This window comes from Phaeodactylibacter xiamenensis (assembly GCF_000759025.1).
Taxonomy (GTDB): Bacteria; Bacteroidota; Bacteroidia; order Chitinophagales; family Saprospiraceae; genus Phaeodactylibacter; species Phaeodactylibacter xiamenensis.
Genome location: NZ_JPOS01000079.1, coordinates 192590 through 211860, shown reverse-complemented (window position 1 = coordinate 211860; position 19271 = coordinate 192590). Strand labels below are relative to the sequence as shown.

Annotated in this window: 17 protein-coding genes; 5 read left to right on the top strand and 12 right to left on the bottom strand. The window is 51.7% G+C overall.

Annotation, left to right across the window (positions count from 1 at the left end):
- Nucleotides 1–36: 36 nt before the first annotated feature.
- Nucleotides 37–642 (bottom strand): cohesin domain-containing protein, encoded by a 606-nt coding sequence (locus IX84_RS20805; protein WP_044225260.1) that lies wholly within the window; start codon nt 640–642, stop codon nt 37–39.
- A 174-nt stretch (nt 643–816) separates the two neighbouring features.
- Between IX84_RS20805 and IX84_RS20800 the strand changes: the two genes are divergently transcribed.
- The 3 genes from IX84_RS20800 to IX84_RS20790 all read left to right on the top strand — a co-directional run bounded on the left by IX84_RS20800 (nt 817) and on the right by IX84_RS20790 (nt 4044).
- Complete coding sequence (locus tag IX84_RS20800; RefSeq protein ID WP_052516249.1) at nt 817–1806, top strand: OmpA family protein; 990 nt, start codon at nt 817–819, stop codon at nt 1804–1806.
- Nucleotides 1807–1810: 4 nt separating this feature from the next.
- A complete protein-coding gene (locus IX84_RS20795) occupies nt 1811–2980 on the top strand; it encodes a zinc-dependent metalloprotease (RefSeq protein ID WP_052516248.1) in 1170 nt (389 codons plus the stop codon).
- A 209-nt stretch (nt 2981–3189) separates the two neighbouring features.
- The gene (locus IX84_RS20790) at nt 3190–4044 is read left to right on the top strand and encodes a DUF6438 domain-containing protein (protein WP_044225259.1); all 855 of its coding nucleotides are present in this window, start codon (nt 3190–3192) and stop codon (nt 4042–4044) included.
- Nucleotide 4045: 1 nt separating this feature from the next.
- On the opposite strand, the gene IX84_RS20785 is transcribed toward IX84_RS20790, so the two are convergent.
- Nucleotides 4046–4945, bottom strand: a complete 900-nt coding sequence (locus tag IX84_RS20785; protein WP_044225257.1) for a glycosyltransferase family 2 protein — start codon at nt 4943–4945, stop codon at nt 4046–4048.
- 228 nt (nt 4946–5173) lie between these two features.
- On the opposite strand from IX84_RS20785, the gene IX84_RS20780 reads away from it, so the two are divergent.
- Nucleotides 5174–7030 carry a T9SS type A sorting domain-containing protein gene (locus IX84_RS20780; protein WP_152605168.1) on the top strand — a complete coding sequence of 619 codons (1857 nt, stop codon included), beginning with the start codon at nt 5174–5176 and terminating at the stop codon, nt 7028–7030.
- On the opposite strand, the gene rimM is transcribed toward IX84_RS20780, so the two are convergent.
- The 5 genes from rimM to IX84_RS20755 form a co-directional block, all read right to left on the bottom strand.
- The gene (gene rimM / locus IX84_RS20775; RefSeq protein WP_044225253.1) at nt 7025–7537 is read right to left on the bottom strand and encodes a ribosome maturation factor RimM; all 513 of its coding nucleotides are present in this window, start codon (nt 7535–7537) and stop codon (nt 7025–7027) included. The genes IX84_RS20780 and rimM overlap by 6 nt on opposite strands.
- 36 nt (nt 7538–7573) lie before the next feature.
- Nucleotides 7574–8689: a tRNA 2-thiouridine(34) synthase MnmA gene (gene mnmA / locus IX84_RS20770; RefSeq protein ID WP_044225251.1), complete on the bottom strand. Its 1116-nt coding sequence runs from the start codon at nt 8687–8689 to the stop codon at nt 7574–7576.
- A gap of 272 nt (nt 8690–8961) precedes the next feature.
- Nucleotides 8962–10008: a T9SS type A sorting domain-containing protein gene (locus tag IX84_RS20765; protein WP_044225248.1), complete on the bottom strand. Its 1047-nt coding sequence runs from the start codon at nt 10006–10008 to the stop codon at nt 8962–8964.
- 81 nt (nt 10009–10089) lie between these two features.
- Nucleotides 10090–11631 carry a hypothetical protein gene (locus IX84_RS20760; RefSeq protein WP_044225247.1) on the bottom strand — a complete coding sequence of 514 codons (1542 nt, stop codon included), beginning with the start codon at nt 11629–11631 and terminating at the stop codon, nt 10090–10092.
- A gap of 6 nt (nt 11632–11637) precedes the next feature.
- Nucleotides 11638–12699, bottom strand: a complete 1062-nt coding sequence (locus IX84_RS20755) for a DUF7948 domain-containing protein (protein WP_044225245.1) — start codon at nt 12697–12699, stop codon at nt 11638–11640.
- Nucleotides 12700–13113: 414 nt separating this feature from the next.
- On the opposite strand from IX84_RS20755, the gene IX84_RS20750 reads away from it, so the two are divergent.
- Nucleotides 13114–14028, top strand: a complete 915-nt coding sequence (locus IX84_RS20750; RefSeq protein ID WP_044225243.1) for a septal ring lytic transglycosylase RlpA family protein — start codon at nt 13114–13116, stop codon at nt 14026–14028.
- A gap of 86 nt (nt 14029–14114) precedes the next feature.
- Here IX84_RS20750 and IX84_RS20745 read toward each other — a convergent pair whose 3' ends face one another.
- The 5 genes from IX84_RS20745 to bioA all read right to left on the bottom strand — a co-directional run bounded on the left by IX84_RS20745 (nt 14115) and on the right by bioA (nt 19196).
- A complete protein-coding gene (locus tag IX84_RS20745) occupies nt 14115–15383 on the bottom strand; it encodes a hypothetical protein (protein ID WP_044225241.1) in 1269 nt (422 codons plus the stop codon).
- 3 nt (nt 15384–15386) lie between these two features.
- Nucleotides 15387–16145: a triose-phosphate isomerase gene (gene tpiA, locus IX84_RS20740; protein ID WP_044225239.1), complete on the bottom strand. Its 759-nt coding sequence runs from the start codon at nt 16143–16145 to the stop codon at nt 15387–15389.
- A 3-nt stretch (nt 16146–16148) separates the two neighbouring features.
- The gene (gene bioB, locus IX84_RS20735; protein WP_044225238.1) at nt 16149–17252 is read right to left on the bottom strand and encodes a biotin synthase BioB; all 1104 of its coding nucleotides are present in this window, start codon (nt 17250–17252) and stop codon (nt 16149–16151) included.
- A 1-nt stretch (nt 17253) separates the two neighbouring features.
- Entirely contained in the window at nt 17254–17808 is a 555-nt protein-coding gene (locus tag IX84_RS20730; protein ID WP_044225237.1) for a hypothetical protein, read from the bottom strand.
- A gap of 98 nt (nt 17809–17906) precedes the next feature.
- Complete coding sequence (gene bioA, locus IX84_RS20725) at nt 17907–19196, bottom strand: adenosylmethionine--8-amino-7-oxononanoate transaminase (protein ID WP_044225448.1); 1290 nt, start codon at nt 19194–19196, stop codon at nt 17907–17909.
- Between the last annotated feature and the right edge of the window lie 75 nt (nt 19197–19271).

The window sequence follows — 19271 nt, the reverse complement described above, 5'->3', positions numbered from 1 at the left end:
ACCAAATAAGTGACACCTATACTCAAAATACTGTCATTACTGTACTGTAATCGTGCCCGGCTCACTGTCCAGCCCTACGAGTTTCTCCCCCAGATTGACCACTTCGATAGCGGTAGGCTGATCAATAATCTGCACCGGGCTTGATTGCCCACTCGCCTTTGCTTCAAAGCAAACCGTGTAGAGCGGGTTCCCCGTACTTACCGTCACACCTTTAAGCGCATTATCGATCCAGGCCACCGGCATCACGCCTTCCTGTACCCGGGTTGTACCGAAGTTTTGGATGGTCAGATAAGGCAGCCCAAAGTCCTTCAGACCCTTAAAGGTAAGCACATTCGGGTTCCATGCCACGGTATACTGCATGGATAAAAGGCTGTTGAACCCCTTCGCGCGTACCGGTGTACAGACCGTTTCCCCGGCAGCAACCGTTTGATCGTCGATGCTCAAAAAAAGGACTTCCGTACTCTGCGGGGGCTGATAAAGCGAGGGCTGCGGGCGGGCCTCTTTTTCATCAGGCACAACAGTTGCTGAAGTTGCCGGCTGATTGGTTTCGGATTGCTGATCAGCAGTGGAACCGGAGGCATCGCTCTGGCAGCTCCACAACATGAAAAAGACAGGCAGTAAGAAGAATAAACGGATGGTCATTGGATTATTTTTTCTGCAAAGTTAATGGGCTTACCTTTGGTATTGCAAAAAATCACGAATCAATCCGGCTGAAATAAATCACCGCCTGCAAACTAGACCAGTGGAGAGATACGTTAAGAACAGGTGTTTCTGTGATTTCACAAAATTTGGTACATTGCACAAAAAATTTGCAGCATGAAGCCCCTTTTTCCAATTGCCATTTTATTTGTTGCGCTGCTGTCCAGCTGTGTGACCAAGAAGGAGTATCAGGAAATGGAAGAGCTCAAAGCCTTCTACGAGCAGGAAGCCCAGTCCACGGATTCTCTACAAAATGAGTACAACAAACTCGCTGAAGAAACCAGGCAACTGGAAATTGAGGTCCGTAATACCCGCCTTGAGCTGGAGGAGTACGTTGTGACCAATAAAAGCCTGAACCGCAGCTATCAGGACCTGCTTCAGCGTATGGACCGCATCCTCGAAGAGCGCAATGAGCTTGACGAGACCGCCTCCTATGAAAAGGTAGCCCTGCAGCGGCAGCTCACCCAACAGCAACAAAACCTGGACAAGGACAGAGAACGCCTCGAAGGGCTGGAATACGAGCTTTACCAAAAAGCCAACCGCCTCAATACCATGGAGTACGACTATACCGCGATGAAAGGCACCCTTCAGGACCGGAATATCCGTATTCAGGAGCTGGAGGAAATGCTCAACCTCAAGGAGGATAACATGCAGGGCGTTCGGGCCAGCCTGGATGATATTGTCGGGCAGTTCTCCTCCCGCGGGCTTAGCGTGGAAGACCGGGGCGGCAAGCTTTATGTTTCTCTTAGCGCTGAGCTGCTCTTCCCAAGCGGCAGTACCCGTATTGACCCCTCTGGCAAGGAAGCCCTGCGCCAACTGGCCGGGGCACTAAAGAACAACCCGGACATTGACATCCTCGTCGAAGGGCATACCGATTCAGATGGCAGTGAACTGGCGAACTGGAACCTCAGCGTGGACCGGGCTGTTGCCGTCACCCAAATTCTGACTCAGTTTGGGGTATCCCCACAGCGGCTTACCGCTGCCGGCCGGGGCGAAAACATGCCGGTGGCGACCAATAATACTGCTGCCGGTAAAGCACAAAACCGCCGTACGGAAATCGTCATTTCGCCAAAGCTTGACGAGGTGTACGAGCTGTTGAGCAATTAAAACTATGTTTCCTGTCACTGCGCGTTTTCTACTGGTTTACACTCTATTGAGCAGCGTAGTTGCGCTAGCTCAAGCTCAGCCACGCTGTGCGCTGAACACCCACAACAGCCCGGTGAGAAACAGTGGAGCCATCGTGCCAATACGGGAGCCTGTTGTCATACCCGTGGCTGTGCACGTAGTCTGGCATACCGCTGAAGAAAATATTTCCGACGAACAGGTCGTGTCACAGATTGAGGTCCTGAATCAGGACTTCCGAAGCCTGAATGTGGAAGTCCCATTTGTCCACCCCCTCTTCGATGAGCTTGTCAGTGACCTGGAGCTGGAATTCTGCCTCGTTGCCATCACCCGCACTTACACACCGGTGGCAGGCATTACCAATACCTTTTCCAACGGCAAGCGGCGCCTTTGCTATACAGACCTGGGCGGCAGAGACGGCTTCGACCCCGACCGGTACCTGAACATTTGGGTGGCTGGCCGGAACGATGGCGCACTAGGCTCCGCCACTTTTCCGGAAGAGGGACAGGAAACGCCCACTGAGGATGGGCTCTACATTCAGCCTGATGCCTTTGGCACGACCGGCACTGTAAGCCCCCCTTTTCACCTGGGGCGGACCTGTACGCATGAGCTCGGCCACTACTTCAATCTGCAGCACCTCTGGGGCCCCAATGCAAACAATTTCAACTGTGATCAGGACGATGGCATTGCCGACACCCCACTTCAGGCCGACACCTACCAAGGTACCTGCCCTACCCTGCCCCCGTTTTCCTGCGGCTCACCGGATATGTTTATGAACTTCATGAATTTCACGCAGGACGCCTGCATGGCGCTGTTCACACCCGGCCAAAAAGCGCGCGTGCTGAGCACCCTGCAGTCCTACCGCCCCGGGCTGCTGCAAGGCTCCTGCACGCCTGTTTCCATCCAAACAACGGGCACCTCTTCGTCAGAGGTCTCTATAATTGGGAATCCCGCCAGAGACCATCTTCGAATCCGCCTGCCTGGAAATGAACCGGCAAAGCTTGCAATTTTTGACCTTGCCGGCCGTTTAGTACAGCAGGTTGAAGCCGCAGGCCCCGAAGCGGAGCTCAGTGTGGCGGGCTTTTATGCCGGAAATTATTATATAAAAATCCGGTATGGGAATAAAATGCACGTCAAAAAGCTTATTATTGCCCGGTGAGAACGATGGCGGTGGCCAGTAGCTGTAACCAACCAGAATTGTTGTATTATGGCAGTGAATCCGTGTGATAGAACTGAAGAAAAGGGTGGCGAGCATTCCATACAAGAAGTTGTACCTGCCCGGCCACTCCGGTTTCTATCCACCGGCACACCCCGCAAGCGGAGCTGTGCTGCCATTATCCACTGCTTAAACCAAACCTTCGTTTCCTGATGAGTATCAATCCTCTCGTTCCCCCCAGGAATCTGGGCTTCCTGCTTTTTTTCGGTGCGGTCCTGACCATGCTCCACAGTTGTGGCTCCCCGGCTTCGGCTTCACTGAGTAAGCTCGACCCCCTCATTGAAATGAGCAAAGGGCCCTGCTACGGACGCTGTCCGGTATTCACCCTGACCATTTACGAAAATGGCATTGCCAGTTACAAGGGAGAACGCTATACCGACCGGCTGGGCACCTTCGTCAGAAAACTGGAAAAATCTGAAATGGAACGCATCCTGGGCGAATTTGACCGGGCCAACTTCTGGCAGTTCCGCGATAGCTACCGGGGGCGCATCCCGGATATGCAGAGCGTCACCATCTCCTACCATCAGAATGGCAAGAAGAAAACGGTGACCGGAAAGGAAATCCGGCCTAATGCGGTCAAATGGCTGGAGTCCCAACTCGATCAAATCGCACAAAGGGAGGGCTGGATCCTTAAAGAAGCACCGGAAGAACAAGTGCCGGACTTCCTCATCCCTGATCAGCTGCTGGTCGAACTGGGCGAAGATACGGACCCTGAAGAATGGGCAAAAAAGTACGCACAGACCGACATGACTTTCCTGCGTTCCCTCAATGACACCGGGTACTGGATTTTCTCCTACGATGAGGAGACCATCACCCCGGATCAGATACTGGAACAGGTGCGTAATGACGAGGAAGTCATTAGCGCAGAGTTCAACAAAAAAATCTACGAAAACCTGGAAGAGGAATTGGAGGAAAGCTCCCCCGCTAAGGAGGCGGCTCCCGCTTCTGATGCCGGCACCCAAAGCAAGGGAAAATCCAATACCCCTAAATCCGGCAAACAGCAATAAATTAATTGCACAAATAGTGAAGCAGCATCCCCAGCTTGTAAAGGTCAAAAGCCCGCAGGTTGGGGGTGTTAGCGTATAGAAGGTGCTGTTTTAGCAAGGGGCGGACCTGATCCAGCAGATAGCGGGCCGGTCGCGCCGCTTTCCAGGCATCAAGGCGTTCGTAGGCGCGAAGCAGGCGGGTCTCCCTCAGGCTGCCTTCCTGATACAGAAATGCCAGGTTCTCAATGGCCTGTTCGGATTTGCGCAGAAATGTCTCTGCCGCCTCCAGCCCGGCATGGATCAGCGGGTTATCGAGGTGCAAAATGGGAATGCCCCGCCGCTGCAGTTCCAGGCCAAAGAGCGTATCCTCATGCCCGTACTGCAACAGGCGCTCATCGAACTGTATCGGGGCAAACAAGGTTTTGGGAATGAGAAAATTATTGGTCATAAAGCTGTGGTAGGGCTGTTTTTGCCGCGCTTCTGCCTGCTGCACCTCCCGCGACCTGCCATAGTGCCAATGAAATCTGAGCCGAGGTGATTCCGGAGGCTCCGGCTGGTAAATCCGCCCCCCGTAGAGCAAACGGCCAGGGGTACAGTGCGACTGGTATTTCTCCAGGTAATCCGCCCGGGCGACCTCTGAATCGCCATCCATAAACAACAAATAGTCGTACCGCGCCGCTTCCGCCAGGCGGTTCCGGATACGGGAGCGCCCCAGGTTTTCAGGCATCAACCGATAGGTGACGCCCGGCAACTGCCCAAGGGGAGCATTTATGTTTTGAAATTCAGGAAGGGACGCATCGTCCCAGCAAAGGATTTCCACGGCCCATTCCAAGACATCAGCCTGTTGGCGCAAAGCCTCCACCAACGGCCGCACGTCATAGTTGTAAACAGGAATCAGTATAGAAAGCCCGGAAGCTGGCATAGGAACATTGGGTTATGGTCGCTCAAACTTAGGTATTTTTTAAACCAACTCCTTTTCCCGGATCGCCATAATATTTTGTAACTTTAAACGGGATCACTTGCTGTAACTATACCGACGATAAAGTGGTTTGCCACAGCAAACCAACTTGATGTCGGCATAAACGCTGGAAAGTGGCCTGCTACGATATCGCAAACCACTTTGTTAAGCGCATACAATCCGGTACCCGCAATGAGAAAACGATTGCTCGCCATAATACTATGCTACGGCCTGATCAGCGGCCTGCATGCCCAGGACTTCATCCTGCAAGGCTGCTACTGGAGCTGCCCGGAAGATGCGCCCGGCAGCCTGCCTGATAGTGCCACCCTTCGTTTTTGGGTAGACCACCTGACGGAGCAATCCCCGGAATTTGCCCATGCCGGCTTTACCGCCATCTGGCTGCCCAACCTCACGGCACAGGCACCACCGCAGGTCCGCACCCTCATTCAGCGCCTCGAAGCACAGGGCCTGACTGTCATTGCAGAAATCGACCTGAGCCAGGACTCCCTTGGCTCGTTGGCGGAACAGGGCATAGCGCTCCGGGAAGCGCTGGGTGTGGAAGCCTTTAGCATTACCGACCTTCCGCTCTCCCCTGCCGAGGCGTTTGCTGCTGATTTTAAAACCCTTGCTGCGGCCGGCCTTGCTCCTAAGTTTGTCATTCGGGGCGTGCCGGGCTTTGACCGTAAGAAAGGACAGGTGCAATGGATACGTAATATCCTCAAAGCACTGGGGCAGGATGCCAGCCCTAAACCGCGCATTTACGATTACCAACTACGGGAGGCGCTCCGCCAGGCTTGTTCTGACTCCACCTACGATGTACGGAAAATTTATCAGGTCAGCATCCGGGATGCTTCCGCGCTATCGGGTTACAATATTGTGACCATGGCCAACCATCCGGCCTATAAAAACCAGAATGCAACGCCCGGCGACTACGATGACCCCATTTCCAGCCCCTTACTGGCCTACGCCTATTTACTGACCAATAATCAACTTGGCCTGCCTACGGTTTTTTATGGTGACTACTTCGGTGGGGAATCAGAGCTGGCAGAATATGAAGACAAAAAGCCCCTGCGGGCTCACATCGACCAACTGCTGGCCATCCACCGGCAGTTCATCTTCAACTCTTCCATGGTGGAATACCTGAATGCAGCAGGCAGTGAAAAGCGTTCGGCTTACTACAGCGGAGATTCTACCCGGGCATTAGTTTTCCAGCTGGAAGGCAGTAATACGCCGGCGGGACTAAAGAGCAGCACACAGGGCCCCCGGGACGTGCTGGCAGTCATCAATTTTGGAAAGGACACGCTGTCCATTAAGCAGGAGCTCAACACTTCCAATATCAAAAACGGCGATTACTTCACAGATGTCACCGATCATGCCCTTACGCCGAAAGCCACCCTTGTCCATTTCGATTCCCTGGATGCCTCGCCCTCGGCAGTAGCGCTCGAGGTACCTCCCCGGTCTTACGCTATATGGGTGCAGGGCAGAGCTCAAAAGGTCAGGCCCAGCCGTATTCAACTGACTGCCATTCCCTATCCCGACTATATTGAACTCAACTGGGAGGTCGCTTACGAACGTAAAGTGCTGGGATACCAGATCGAACGCTCAGTCAATGGCGGAGCTTTTGAGCCGATCGGACAGCTCCCTCCGCTTTCCAATGAAAATGAGCCGGCGTCTTTCCTGTTCCTGGATAAGGATATTTTTCCCGAAGAGGAACTGCGCTACCGCGTAAAGCTGATTGATCAGGAAGGCAGGCATCAATTCAGCCCGGTTGCCGAAACCCGGCCTGCACAGCGTAACCTGAAGTTTGAATTAATCAAAGCGCCGGAACAACATACCTGCGCCTTCAAAATGAGAAGCAATTACAGCGGGCAGGGGGCACTTGCTATTTATGATGCTGGCGGTACGGTTGTTTTTGAACAGCCACAGACCATTAAAAAAGGGGAAAACGTGACCCGGGTTGATTTATCGAAACTCGACAAAGGCATTTACTACATCCGCTTCCGGGCGGAAGAAGGGGAACTTTGGAGTACAAAGGTGGTAAGGCTATAGGTCGAGCAGCCCTTCCGGCAGTTGCATTTCCACCCGTTCTGCTTCCGGGTCGATCGCCTGCAGGAAGGTTTCATTCAATGGGATCAGGACTTCCCGCCCCTGATAACTGACCAGCGCTAAGATTTGCTCCGGATAGGCTTCCACGGATAGGATGGGGCCGATTTCGCCTTCCGTTTCCGTCACCACAGTAAAGCCCTCCAGCAGGCGGAAATCCTCAATGCCCAGTTCCTCCGCCTCCACCTCCTCAGCGGGCAACAGGATATCCAGGCCCGTTAGTGCTTTGGCGGCCTCTTTCGTGTCCACATCTTCCAGCTTAATGACCAGCGGGCTTTCCAGAAGGACGCCCTCATTAAAATAGGGCACCGGGCTGCCATCAACCGGAGCGAACAGCACTTCTGCTTCAAGGGCCGCATCAAGAAAAGCATCCTCCACTAAGATGCGGATGCCTCCGTTTAGCCCATGCGTTTTGCCGAACCGGCCGACCTTGGTATAGGATTCTTTTGCCATAGTTTTCTTTGTGCGGCTCTGAGAACCGCTGCCCCATTAGTTCTGCCGCCCCTCGTCCAAAAAGCTGCCGTGAATAATACCACCGCCCAGCACATCATCTCCTTCGTAAAACACAGCCGACTGCCCGGGGGCCACGCCCTTCACATTAGCGTAAAAGTCAACATGGATATTTTCTCCCATATTGCTTAACTGGCTTAAGGTGCCCTGATCGTTGTAGCGGATCATCGTAACCGCCTCTGTGCCATCGGGGATTTGGTCGTACTTCATCCGGTTGACCTTGCCGACCATCATGCCATTCCGGACAAGTTCCTCCTGCCGGCCCAGCACAACGGTATTCGTGTCGGGGCGGATTTCCGTCACATACATCGGCTCCCCAAAGGCAACGCCCAGCCCTTTGCGCTGACCGATGGTGTAGAAGGGATAGCCTTTATGGGTACCAATTACGTCCCCTGCGGTATTGACAAACTGCCCCCCATCCACACGCGCTTCCAGCCCGTCGACCCGGCGCTTGAGGAAGCCCCGGTAGTCGTTGTCGGGCACAAAACAGATTTCATAGCTTTCCGCCTTTTTGGACAAGGCTTCATACCCCCAGTCGGCAGCCATCTGCCGGACTTCAGGCTTTGTGTAGGGGCCCAGGGGGAAACGGCTGCGCGCCATGCACTCCTGGCTCAGCCCCCAGAGGACGTAAGATTGATCCTTGTGCTCGTCCACTGCCTTGCTTACGTAATGCCGCCCGTTGAGCTCATTGAGCTGGGCATAGTGCCCGGTAGCAATGAATTCGCAGTCCAGCGCATCCGCCCGCTTCAGCAGGGCACTCCATTTGATGTGGGTATTGCAAAGGACACAGGGATTGGGGGTGCGCCCTGCCAGGTACTCGTCCACAAAATTGTCGATGACATAATCACCGAACTCATCGCGTATATCGATAATAAAGTGGTGGAAGCCTACTTTTACAGCTACCTCCCGGGCATCGTTGATGGAATCCAGGCTACAGCAGCCCGTCTCCTTGGAAGACCCACCGGAATTGGCGTAATCCCAGGTTTTCATGGTGATCCCAACAACTTCATAGCCCATATCGTGCATCATCATAGCTGTGACGGTGCTGTCAATGCCCCCGCTCATGGCTACCAATACTCTTCCGTGCTTACTCATGAAAAAAATTACAGTTTTGATTCTGGCCAACTGCCTTCAAAATCAACACACAAAGGTACAAATTTGGGCGCTGATTAGTTCAACCGGTGGAGTAGAATGTAGGCAGAAAACAAAGGCCTTTTTGTCATCCGCGCTACCGGAGACTCGGCAGCTATTGTGAATAAGTCCGATTTTGTGCCGCGTACCTTTTGATCCATTTGTCTATTCTGATCAATGGTCCTACCGCACGTTTGATACTGCCATACTGCTCATTTTGCCGTCGCTTTTACCGGTCACTCCTTCACAAACTTCCGCACCACCTGCTCCGCCCCTGCCTGCAAGCGTACCACATACACCCCGCTCGGCCAGTCCGCCACATCGACCTGCCAGCTTTGCAGGACCGGGCCCAAATTCAAAGCTTCGGTATGAAGGGTTTGGCCGGACAGGTTCTCGATTTGAAGCTTGCCCTGGGTGGATTGAGTATGTTGAAGTTGTAATTGGAGAGTGGAGGTGACGGGATTTGGGAAAAGCCAAAACCCGTCCTTCGTCGATTCAACTTCATGTTGTGATACGATCATTTCTTCATCGATCTCGAACATCAGCCCAATGGTAGTGGTAGAGAGCGTTATCGAATCTGTTACTCCGGAGTAGTCCTCTCCTTTTTGGATCATTTTTACCCCTAAAGCATAGATGCCAGGCGCTTTAGGCTTATCCCAATAGAGCATATCGTTCTCTATATACAAATCCTCTGAAGGGATCGTATCAAGGAAACCTTCGGCTGGAAAGGGGACAATCTCGTAGGTATAACTAAAAAAATGATAACCTGAGTTAGAGCTATCAGGCAACCTAATTAATTGATGCGTTAATACTCCATCCGAACGGACTTCAAAGTTCCTTCGCCCAGCAGTGGGATTAAAAAAATTCTCTTGCCAGCCATTGTCTTCTGGAAAAATATAAATAGAGTCCCTAATAGAAATAGTCCTGATTTCAGACTGATCTATATTCCTAACTTCAGGAATTAAGAAGCTGTCCTGAAAGAGCAGCTCAAACATTCCCGAAGTATCGTAGGTGTAATGCGTCCCATACTCAATCCGGTAGAGCTCTGAATCTTCAAGATAAGCTGTGCCAAAATGCTCTAATAAACTACTGTTTCCATCTCCCCAGGCTATGATAGGTGTCTGAATTTCCGGAATTTCGACTAAGTAAAATAGCCGAAGGTATATGGTCTTACCTGCCACATCTTTACTAGCAATTTCTGCGCCTCTAATGTGTTGTGCCTCTACGGATATTGCTGTAAAAACAAAAAAAATAACCGAATAAATCAATGCGATAGCTCTCATTCTTTAGTTTTTAATGACTTTCACTGCTGAACCGTGCATGGTGAAGAAATATGCTCCTTTGGGTAGGCTATCAAACTCTACTTACAACTCCGAATTCCCTCTTTCCAGTGCAAAGGTTTTAATAAGCTGTCCGAGACTGTTTACCAGATTGATTTCTGAATCAAAAGAAAGCGGAGCAAAGGTTAAAGTTACAGATTGCTGCCCAAAGACAGGATTTGGGAAAACCTTTAAACCTGAACTTAAAGAGCGTTCATTTTCTTTTACAGAAGTGACGGTCAGACCACCTATAGGAAGTTTTGCAAGGAAATTATCCCTGCTACCGTAAAGGGTTTCCTGTTTGTACATATCATCTGGTGAAGCAGGAAACTCTAGTGGGAAGTCAATATCGCTCTCGGTTATACCCGCAAAGATGAAGTCTCCATTTGATAAATTAGCTACACAACTAACATACTCATCTGCATTGCCGCCAAAATAAGTCCCATACTTAAACAAATAAGAAGGCGTAAAGCCCATTATGGAGATGTCCTTTCCACCTTGAAGTAAAGGAGAACCTACCGTACCTTGAAAGTATAAATCTAGACCATAAGGAGGGCAAACTGGGTAGTCTAAAACGCTCGATGGCAAGCCGCAATATTCTAAGAATGGAACCGGTTCACAATCTGTAGACCCAAAAGCAATCAACGTTCCATCTGAAGAATAAATAACGGATTCTCCTGATTCTTGAAAAGGAAATATAGAGTTATTTTCAAAGCATCCGTAAGCAGAAGCCCAATCAAGTTTACGGTCAACAAATACCGAAACCACATGCTCTCCTTTCCCTGTTTGGAAAAATGAACCATAAGTATCAGGTGGAGGGAATGTGGAAAAATTTGAAGTCGAAAAAACAATAGCTACTTTATTGTTTGAAGCCACTGCGATTTTGTTAGCTCCCGGTCCAAATCTATCAGCCCCGTTCCCACCATAAAAAGTGCTCCATAATAGATTATTACCAGCATCAAACTCAGCAATAAAAACATCCTCTATATTATCACTACTACCATTCCCTTTAGGAAATGAATCTGATCCTGATGAAGAATACTTCGGGAAACCACCATCAGTTGGAGGAGTGTTTTGTTGAATTGAATAGGATTTTGTATTTGTATCCCCAACTAAGAAAAAATGACCATTATTATCGCTAAACTCTATATCCACAGGCCGATCTCCACTATCTCCTCCAAAGTGAGTTAACCAAATAAAGTTTAAATCTGCACTGATTTCACCAACAATTACGTCCAATGATCCAGCAACAGTTTGATTGTAAGCCCCCGTCTGAGCGACATTTGTAACTGTTCCTGAACCCTCTGACGTCCCTGCTACAATAATTTTATCACTATGAATATCAATAGCCCTAAAATCATTCCATTTCAAGCCCCCAATAACTTTCAGTGCTTCAATAGTTCCATCAATTTCTTTTATCTTACCTAGAAAACCTTGCCGATCACCAAAACCAATAGGAGGATTACCCGTTGTGAGGGGGATATCATCAGAGTTTGTTCTTCCAACCAAGAAAATATTATCTCCATCCACTTTTATATCGTACCCTATCTCAAATCCCCTGCCACCAAAAATAGTTATATAATTCAATACATTCTACGAATTAAACTTGGCAACTATTACAGAATTAGAGGATAAATCTGAATCATTGGAGTTATTGGAAACATCAATTAGTTCTCCATCTACCTCAGGGAAGACAAAATTCTCTGTTTCGCCTGCCACAAAAATGTTATCTCCTCCATCTACATCAATAGCTCTCACCAAGTCTCTACTAGAGTTTGAACCGAAATATGTTATCCAGTTATCCCCTGAGTTTACTATAACTGGATCACGCCGCAACTCCACCACCAGCACCTTAGTACTATCATAGCTCCCCGTACTGCTAAAGCTCACCCGGCTGCCCGCAATACTATATTCCGGTTTCCAGGCCGTGGATACCTCCTGGCCCAGGCTGTCTATCTGGAAAGCTTTAGGGGCTGGCAAATTAAAATCTCCTAATGAGGTGCCCACGAACAAGTTGCGCGCTTTCAAATAAAGAGAGTCCTGCCCATGAAAATCCAGCTTTAGGTCATCGGGGTCCCCGCCCGGCTGTATGACAAAGTAGTACACTATGCCGCTCTCATCAGCAAACATTTGCAGGTTGATGCCATCATAAAGATCGGTTACGGCTACCCGGCCGTACTGCCCGACACGTGCCCGGCCTTCCGGGATGTGCCCCAGATAGTAATTCCGGTAGTTGTCCAGTTGGTCCAGCCCGGCTGCGCTCATCAGGGCCTTCTTGCTGTCAAAAAACGTAATGTCAACGCGGTGCAAAGTGTCTGGCGTAGCGCTGCTCGTGTCTACACTAGCGGTCACAAAGCTTAGTGTATCGTTCTGCACATATAAGGGCGGATAACTGCCGGTACTGTAAAAGCGCACGCCTTCTACCGAAGTGCCAGACGTATCCGTCAGCTGCCCCCGCTGCTCCGTGAATGCTAAAGCTGGCGAAGCGGCCCCATCCCCAGGAGGTATAGTCAACTGTTTTTTAGCATACCGCACCAACATGTATTCTGTAGAGCCGTTAGACAGCCCGTTTTTGCCCAGAATAGACAAGCCGCCTTCACCATCTAATGCGATAGAGGTCGCTTCATCGTCTTTGCTGTGCAGCCTTTTTTTCATAGGTAAATTATTAATCGGTAAAGAAAATAAAGCATCAAGTGTGCCAGATTCAGGGCATAAAGCCTCCGTCTTCCCGAAGCACAAGGCCTCAAAAAGCAGCAACAGGCATATCTATCGGGCAACCGAATAAACGCGAGCGCAGAACTGAAGCGGAAGCAAAACATCCACCTCAAGAAAGGGAGCGAACGGGCGCGTTCGGATTTTTCGTAAGATACGCAAATGATAGCAAAGGTGCAATGTTAACAAGGAGAAAGGGGATATGAATTCCGGCATGCCGATAGATCAGCTCAAAAATTGCAGCCTAAAATATTGGCCTGCGCCCGGCAAACCGCAATAAAAACGCGCAAACCTGCGTATCTAATTAAGCTTGCCAATTTTTTTGATTAATTTCAAGCCGTCCAAAAAACGATAATCATGAAGAAACGACTGAACTTAAGCCTCCTCCTTGCCCTTTGTTTTACCGTAGCATTGTCTGCGCAAAGCAATGAAGAATGGGGTATCGCATCGTACTACCACGATAGCTTCCACGGGAAGGAAACCGCCTACGGCGTCAAATACGACAAAAAAGCCATGACCGCCGCCCACCGGGAACTCCCCTACGGCACAATGGTCCGGGTTACCCGGCTCGACAATGAAAAATCAGTAGTGGTGAAAGTGACCGACAAAGGGCCTTACAAGCGTGGCCGGGTGGTCGACCTTTCGCGGGCTGCCGCCGAACGGATTGGGCTGATTCAGGACGGATTGACGGAAGTCAAACTGGAAGTAGTCAAACGGGGCACAGCAGCGCCCGAAAAGCCTTCCAAAAAAGCGCAACGCAAGGAACGGCAGGCCAGCACCCCTTCCTCCTATGACAATACCAGCCGTGACCGAATCGTAACGGATGCGGGCAATGCCCCTGCTCCGGCTGAAAAAAAGGTCGCCAGTAATACGGCTTCCAAGCCTGCTGCCTCCGAAACAAAACCCAAGGGCCAAGCTAAAGCCGCCGCTCCGGCTGCGCAGCCTAAACTCGTGGGCAAGGAATACCAAAAGTACGGCTTATACAAAATCAGCATTCATGAACCCGGCGAGAAAGGCTTCGCCGTTCAGGTAGCCTCGCTGACCAATTACGAGAACGTCTTCAAGCAAGTGGCCGACCTGCAAGCCAAATGGTTTGACAACGTGCTCATTAGCATTGAAGAGGGCAGCCGCATGCCATCCTACAAAGTCCTTTTGGGCCCGTTCAAGGAAGAAGCTGCTGCGGAAAACTACCGCAAAAACCTGCTGAAGAAGCATAAGATCAAAGGCTTTGTGGTAGACCTCAATGCTATTGAGTACAGTAAAGAAAGATAGCCAAAGCACTCCAAAGCCTGAACGCAAACAGCTCCGTCTTCTTTAGCCGGAGCTGTTTTTGTTTACTGCAATGACTCCTCCGGGAATTACTGAAACGGGATATTAATGTGGAAGGAATCCTGCTCAAACCGGGCAGGGATGATCCGAAGGCAGTGCCCACCCACACGCTGCCCCTGCATAGGAAGGTAGACTCTTATGCCCTCTTGTTTACTATCTTTTTGCTTGTACAGGTACAAACCGGATGGTACGACCTCAGTACTGTCGATCTTAAAGGTGTAGTAAGACTCCAGGCAGGCTTGCCGCTCCTCCCGCTCTCCATCTTCCCACTCCGGGCCACAGTAGGCCTGTATGAGCTCCCGCTCGGTTTTAGGTACCGGCACAAAGACCGTTGCGACCGTCCCGCGGATGACATCGCTGCTGAGCATGGCAAAGCGAATGTGCGCTCCGGGCGGCCTTAGGTTTTCATAGCGCTCTGCATACTGCACGCTCTCACGCCCGGCTACCCGCTTACGGCTACCGGCATCCAGCATAAACAGATTAGAGTCCTGCACCCAAAAAACAAAGCCGATCATGAGCACAACCATATACCCTGCCGTAACCCCGATATAGCGGGTTTTGGAAACGTTGGTAGCCAGTGTCTGCCCAATGTAGGTGAATGGCTCCAGAAAGGGGCCGGCCATGATCCGGACGGAAAACAGATACAAAGGGAACTGTACTTTCTTCACCCAGCTCTTGTCCCGAAGCTTCTTATGATTGAGAAGCCCCTGAAACAGCAGCACCGAAGTAAGTAGAAAAAGTCCGCCCAGTGCAAAGTAGGTCGCGGGCAGCCCTGGAAAAACCATCGATAAAAAGTACCCGATCCCCCAAAATACCACCAAAATGATGGTGATGAAAGAAAAGGTGAGCACACTAATTCCTGCAATAGAAAAAAGGAGACTGCAGAGATTGTCCAGCCGTTGATTAAATCCTTGCAGGTCAGGGAAGCGGGCCTTGAGCCTGGCCAGAAAATGAGGGCTGTACCGATCGGAATGCTCATTGATCCCTTCCGGGAAAACTGATGCCAGACCGATATTCCCAATCCATAGGGTACGGAGGGAAAAATGAAGGATGAAATTGAAAATCAGTATTAAAGCTCCGAACAGCAAGTAGATGAACAGATACCCGAGCAGTTCCTGCTGTTCAGCCGTGGTGCGCTGCAGGCTCCAATTCAGCAATTGGTCCAGCAGGCCCGGCAGTTGGAATGCCCCCAACAGCGCCACACCCGAAACAATGAGCTCGGCCTGATAGCTTTCCTGCTCCAGGCGCTCCAGCCACTGCGGTTTCGGCTTAGGGTTATTGGGGGCACTACTGCTCATCGCTTAAAAACTATCAACAATAGCATTAAAGTCCGCCGCTTTGAGGGAAGCACCACCGATCAGCCCGCCATCCACATCGGGATTGGCGAATAGTTCTTTGGCGTTGCCGGGCTTCACGCTGCCTCCGTAGAGGATGGTAATGCTGTCCGCAATTTCCGCACCGTACTGATCACGGATCAGGCTGCGGATGTGGGCATGCATTTCCTGTGCCTGTGCCGGAGAAGCCGTTTTGCCCGTACCAATGGCCCAGACCGGCTCATAGGCGATGACCACCTTTTGCAGGTCCTCCGCGCTGAGGTGGAAAAGGGCAGTTTTGACCTGCTCTGCAACCAGCTCATTTTGCTTGCCGCTTTCGCGAACGTCCAGCTTTTCCCCACAGCAGTAAATCGGCTCCATGCCCTGTCCCAGGACTGCATCAATCTTTTTAGCAATGAGCTCATCCTTCTCGCCGAAATACTCGCGGCGCTCCGAGTGGCCCAGGATGACGTATTCCACCCCGCAGGACTTCAGCATGCTTGCGGAAACTTCGCCCGTGTAGGCACCGCTTTCTTCCTGATGGCAGTTTTGCGCCGCCAGTTTCAGGTTGGAAATATCTTTGATTATGCTGGCCACATTGCGAAGATGGATGAACGGCGTACCGAGAATCACCAGCGCATCGGAGGGTTGCAGCCCATCGATGACCGCCTTGGTGAGGTCGCGGCCCTGTTCATAATCCATATTCATTTTCCAGTTGCCGGCAACAATTTGCTTGCGTTTTGTCATAACTTATTTTTGAATGGCTTTTTTCTTGAGTTTTCCCTTCTTGGTGTATTCCACATGAGCCGGGATACGGTGCCCCGGGCGACTCCATTTGGGGTTTTCCTTTTTGGCGCGCTCTTCCTCCGTCAGCGGTTCAGGCTGCGGGCGGTCGCCTTTAGCGAATGGCGCGGTGGGCTGTAGCCCCAGGATTTCAAACATTTCCAGGTCCTCGTTCGTAGCGGGGTTGGGGGTGGTGAGCAGTTTGTCCCCTGCAAAGATAGACCCGGCTCCTGCCATAAAGCACAGCGCCTGCCCTTCTTTGGTCATTGACAAGCGGCCCGCAGAAAGGCGTACCGTTGACTTCGGCATCACAATACGGGCGGTCGCTACCATGCGCACCATATCCCAGATCGGCACCGGCTCCTGATCTTCCATTGGGGTACCCTCCACCGCCACGAGGGCATTGATGGGCACAGACTCCGGCTGCGGGTCGAGCTGAGAAAGGGTCAGCAGCATCTTGCAGCGGTCTTCCACGGACTCGCCCATGCCGATGATACCACCGGAGCAAACGGTCAGCTTAGCTTTGCGGACATTACTGAGGGTTTCCAGGCGGTCTTCGTACCCCCGGGTGGAAATCACCTCCTTGTAGTAATCCTCCGAAGTATCGAGGTTGTGGTTGTAAGCGTAAAGCCCGGCCTCCGCCAGTTTTTTGGCCTGCGTCTCCGTGACCATGCCCAGCGTGGCACAGACTTCCATGTCCATGCTGTTGACGGTCTGCACCAGCCTGATGACCTGATCGAAATCCTCGTCGTCCTTCACGTTCCGCCAGGCAGCGCCCATGCATACGCGGGAGGCGCCCAGTACTTTCGCCCGGTTAGCAGCCGTGGTCACCTGCTCTACGGACATGAGGTCATTTTCTTCAATATCTGTGTGATAACGGGCGGCCTGCGGGCAGTAGCCACAATCTTCCTGACAACCTCCTGTCTTGATAGAAAGGAGGCTGCTGATTTGTACTTCGTTCGGGTTGTGGTGTTTACGGTGGACGGTAGCGGCCTCGTACACCAGCTCCAGGAGCGGTTTTCGGTGTACTTCCAGGATTTCGGCTAACGTCCATTCTTTACGTTCTTCCATGTTATGCTTTCTTGCGATTATAGAATGCTTCCATACCGATAGCAACCAGGCCTGCCCCCAGCATCATGAGGGCATTCCAGTACCAGGCTACCGGTGCTTCATTTTCATTGATGACGATGACCGGGGATTCCCAGCTGTAGCCTTTCTCTTTGAGCCGGTCCAGCCCGGTCAGGTTGGCGTCGGGCAAAGGGCGTACCACCCCTCTCAGGGTTCTTGTGCCGGCGGCGATGCAGGTGTCCGCTTCCACACAGGGGTCAAAGAAGTCGGCGGTCCAGGCCAGCAAAGCCGGGGTTTGGACCGGACTGCTTTCCGCAAAAACCGGATAAAGGATAATTGGCGGGCTGCCTGGTTGTTCCGCTTCCTGATACACAAAATCAGGCTCGAACCGGGCATTCGTGATTTCTACGTAGTCGGCATCCCCAATGCCCTTTTCGGCCACCTCTGCCATGTCAAAAGACCGCAGCTTGTGCGTGCCAAAAAACTGGGAGATCAGGCTGTTGCACCCGTTGATGAAAAACACCAGGCACAGGAGAATAATGATAATCCTTACGATCATAAGTTCAAACTATGCCCCCTAAAGTAGGGCCTATTTTTGATTTATCGGAGTACGGTCCGGGTAATTTTCGTCATCCTTCCGAAATCCAAAGCGACAGGTCAGTCCTGCTCCTGCAGCAGAAAGGCCGAGAAGGCGGCTTCCATCGCGCTGTAGGCCTGTTCGAGCTGCTCATTGGTGATGCAATAGGGCGGGATCATGTAAATCAGGTTGCCCAATGGCCGCAGCAGTACGCCCCGGTCCAGAAAATAGTGGTACAACTGATCCCTCAGGTTATTGAAATAGCCCGTGGCTTCCTCGCTTTCAAACTCTACCGCCAGTATGGTGCCTCGCTGCCGGGACGACCGCACGGCCGGGTGCTGCTCTATGCGCGCCCGGAATGCCCGGTGCTGCGCTTCCACCCGTTGACGGTCCCGGGCGGAGCCCTCCGACTCCAGAAGATCAAGGCTAGCCAGTGCAGCGGCGCAGCCCACCGGGTTGGCCGTGTAGGAATGGCCATGAAAAAAGGTCTTGTACTTATCATCCGACCAAAAGGCTTCAAAAACCTCTTCCGTGCAGGACGTCACCGCGAGGGGCAACGTGCCACCAGTCAGCCCCTTCGACAGGCACATGATATCCGGCTGCTCCGTCAGGTAATCACAGGCAAACATGCGCCCGGTCCGCCCAAAGCCCGTCATCACCTCATCGGCAATACAGAGGGCACCGTACTTTTTGCACAGCGCCATGAGCTGACTGAGTATTTCGGGCTCGTACATGATCATCCCTCCGGCGCCCATCACCAGGGGCTCAAAAATAAAGGCGTAAACTTCACCCGTTTTCAGGTGCGCCTCCAGGGCTTCCAGCGCAGCCGCCTCCTGCCCCTGCACCGGGTTGGGAATGCGCTTGACCTCAAAGAGGAAGTCCTGAAATGCCGTAAAGAAAGAGTGGTCGCCACTGGCTGCCATCGCCCCGAAGGTCTCCCCGTGAAAGCCCATATCAAAGGCAACGAGCTGCGTGCGCGGCCGGCCCTGATTGAAAAAGTACTGAATGGCCATTTTGATGCCAATCTCTACGGCAGAGGAGCCATTGTCAGAGTAAAAAATCCGGTTTTGGCGGTCGGGAAGATGGCCAATCAGGCGCTCCGCCAGCTCCACGGCCGGCGGGTGGGTAAAGCCGGCGAAGATGACGTGCTCAAGTTGCAACAACTGCTGATGCACTTTTTCTGCGATATAGGGATGGGCATGACCGTGCAAATTCACCCACCAGGAAGCCACACAGTCAATGTAGGACCGCCCCTGCTCATCGTACAACAACGCCCCTTCCGCTTTCACAACCGGCAGAGGTGGGGCAGCCGTTTTCATTTGTGTATAAGGATGCCAGATATGCCGGGCATCGCGTTCCGTTAGGTTCATCGTATTTTGTGGTTTGTCATGGGTAAAGTAAGTAAAAAACCGGCAGGGCTTCCAGGACCCGGATGACCTGACCAT

Bases quoted from the DNA above. Each gene is read 5' to 3' on its own strand.
- IX84_RS20755 (WP_044225245.1), bottom strand. From the start codon at position 12,699: ATGAAAAAAAGGCTGCACAGCAAAGACGATGAAGCGACCTCTATCGCA.
- IX84_RS20800 (WP_052516249.1), top strand. From the start codon at position 817: ATGAAGCCCCTTTTTCCAATTGCCATTTTATTTGTTGCGCTGCTGTCC.
- IX84_RS20785 (WP_044225257.1), bottom strand. From the start codon at position 4,945: ATGCCAGCTTCCGGGCTTTCTATACTGATTCCTGTTTACAACTATGAC.
- bioB (WP_044225238.1), bottom strand. From the start codon at position 17,252: ATGGAAGAACGTAAAGAATGGACGTTAGCCGAAATCCTGGAAGTACAC.
- tpiA (WP_044225239.1), bottom strand. From the start codon at position 16,145: ATGACAAAACGCAAGCAAATTGTTGCCGGCAACTGGAAAATGAATATG.
- IX84_RS20805 (WP_044225260.1), bottom strand. From the start codon at position 642: ATGACCATCCGTTTATTCTTCTTACTGCCTGTCTTTTTCATGTTGTGG.
- rimM (WP_044225253.1), bottom strand. From the start codon at position 7,537: ATGGCAAAAGAATCCTATACCAAGGTCGGCCGGTTCGGCAAAACGCAT.
- bioA (WP_044225448.1), bottom strand. From the start codon at position 19,196: ATGAACCTAACGGAACGCGATGCCCGGCATATCTGGCATCCTTATACA.
- IX84_RS20790 (WP_044225259.1), top strand. From the start codon at position 3,190: ATGAGTATCAATCCTCTCGTTCCCCCCAGGAATCTGGGCTTCCTGCTT.
- mnmA (WP_044225251.1), bottom strand. From the start codon at position 8,689: ATGAGTAAGCACGGAAGAGTATTGGTAGCCATGAGCGGGGGCATTGAC.
- IX84_RS20750 (WP_044225243.1), top strand. From the start codon at position 13,114: ATGAAGAAACGACTGAACTTAAGCCTCCTCCTTGCCCTTTGTTTTACC.
- IX84_RS20780 (WP_152605168.1), top strand. From the start codon at position 5,174: ATGAGAAAACGATTGCTCGCCATAATACTATGCTACGGCCTGATCAGC.
- IX84_RS20745 (WP_044225241.1), bottom strand. From the start codon at position 15,383: ATGAGCAGTAGTGCCCCCAATAACCCTAAGCCGAAACCGCAGTGGCTG.
- IX84_RS20765 (WP_044225248.1), bottom strand. From the start codon at position 10,008: ATGAGAGCTATCGCATTGATTTATTCGGTTATTTTTTTTGTTTTTACA.
- IX84_RS20795 (WP_052516248.1), top strand. From the start codon at position 1,811: ATGTTTCCTGTCACTGCGCGTTTTCTACTGGTTTACACTCTATTGAGC.
- IX84_RS20730 (WP_044225237.1), bottom strand. From the start codon at position 17,808: ATGATCGTAAGGATTATCATTATTCTCCTGTGCCTGGTGTTTTTCATC.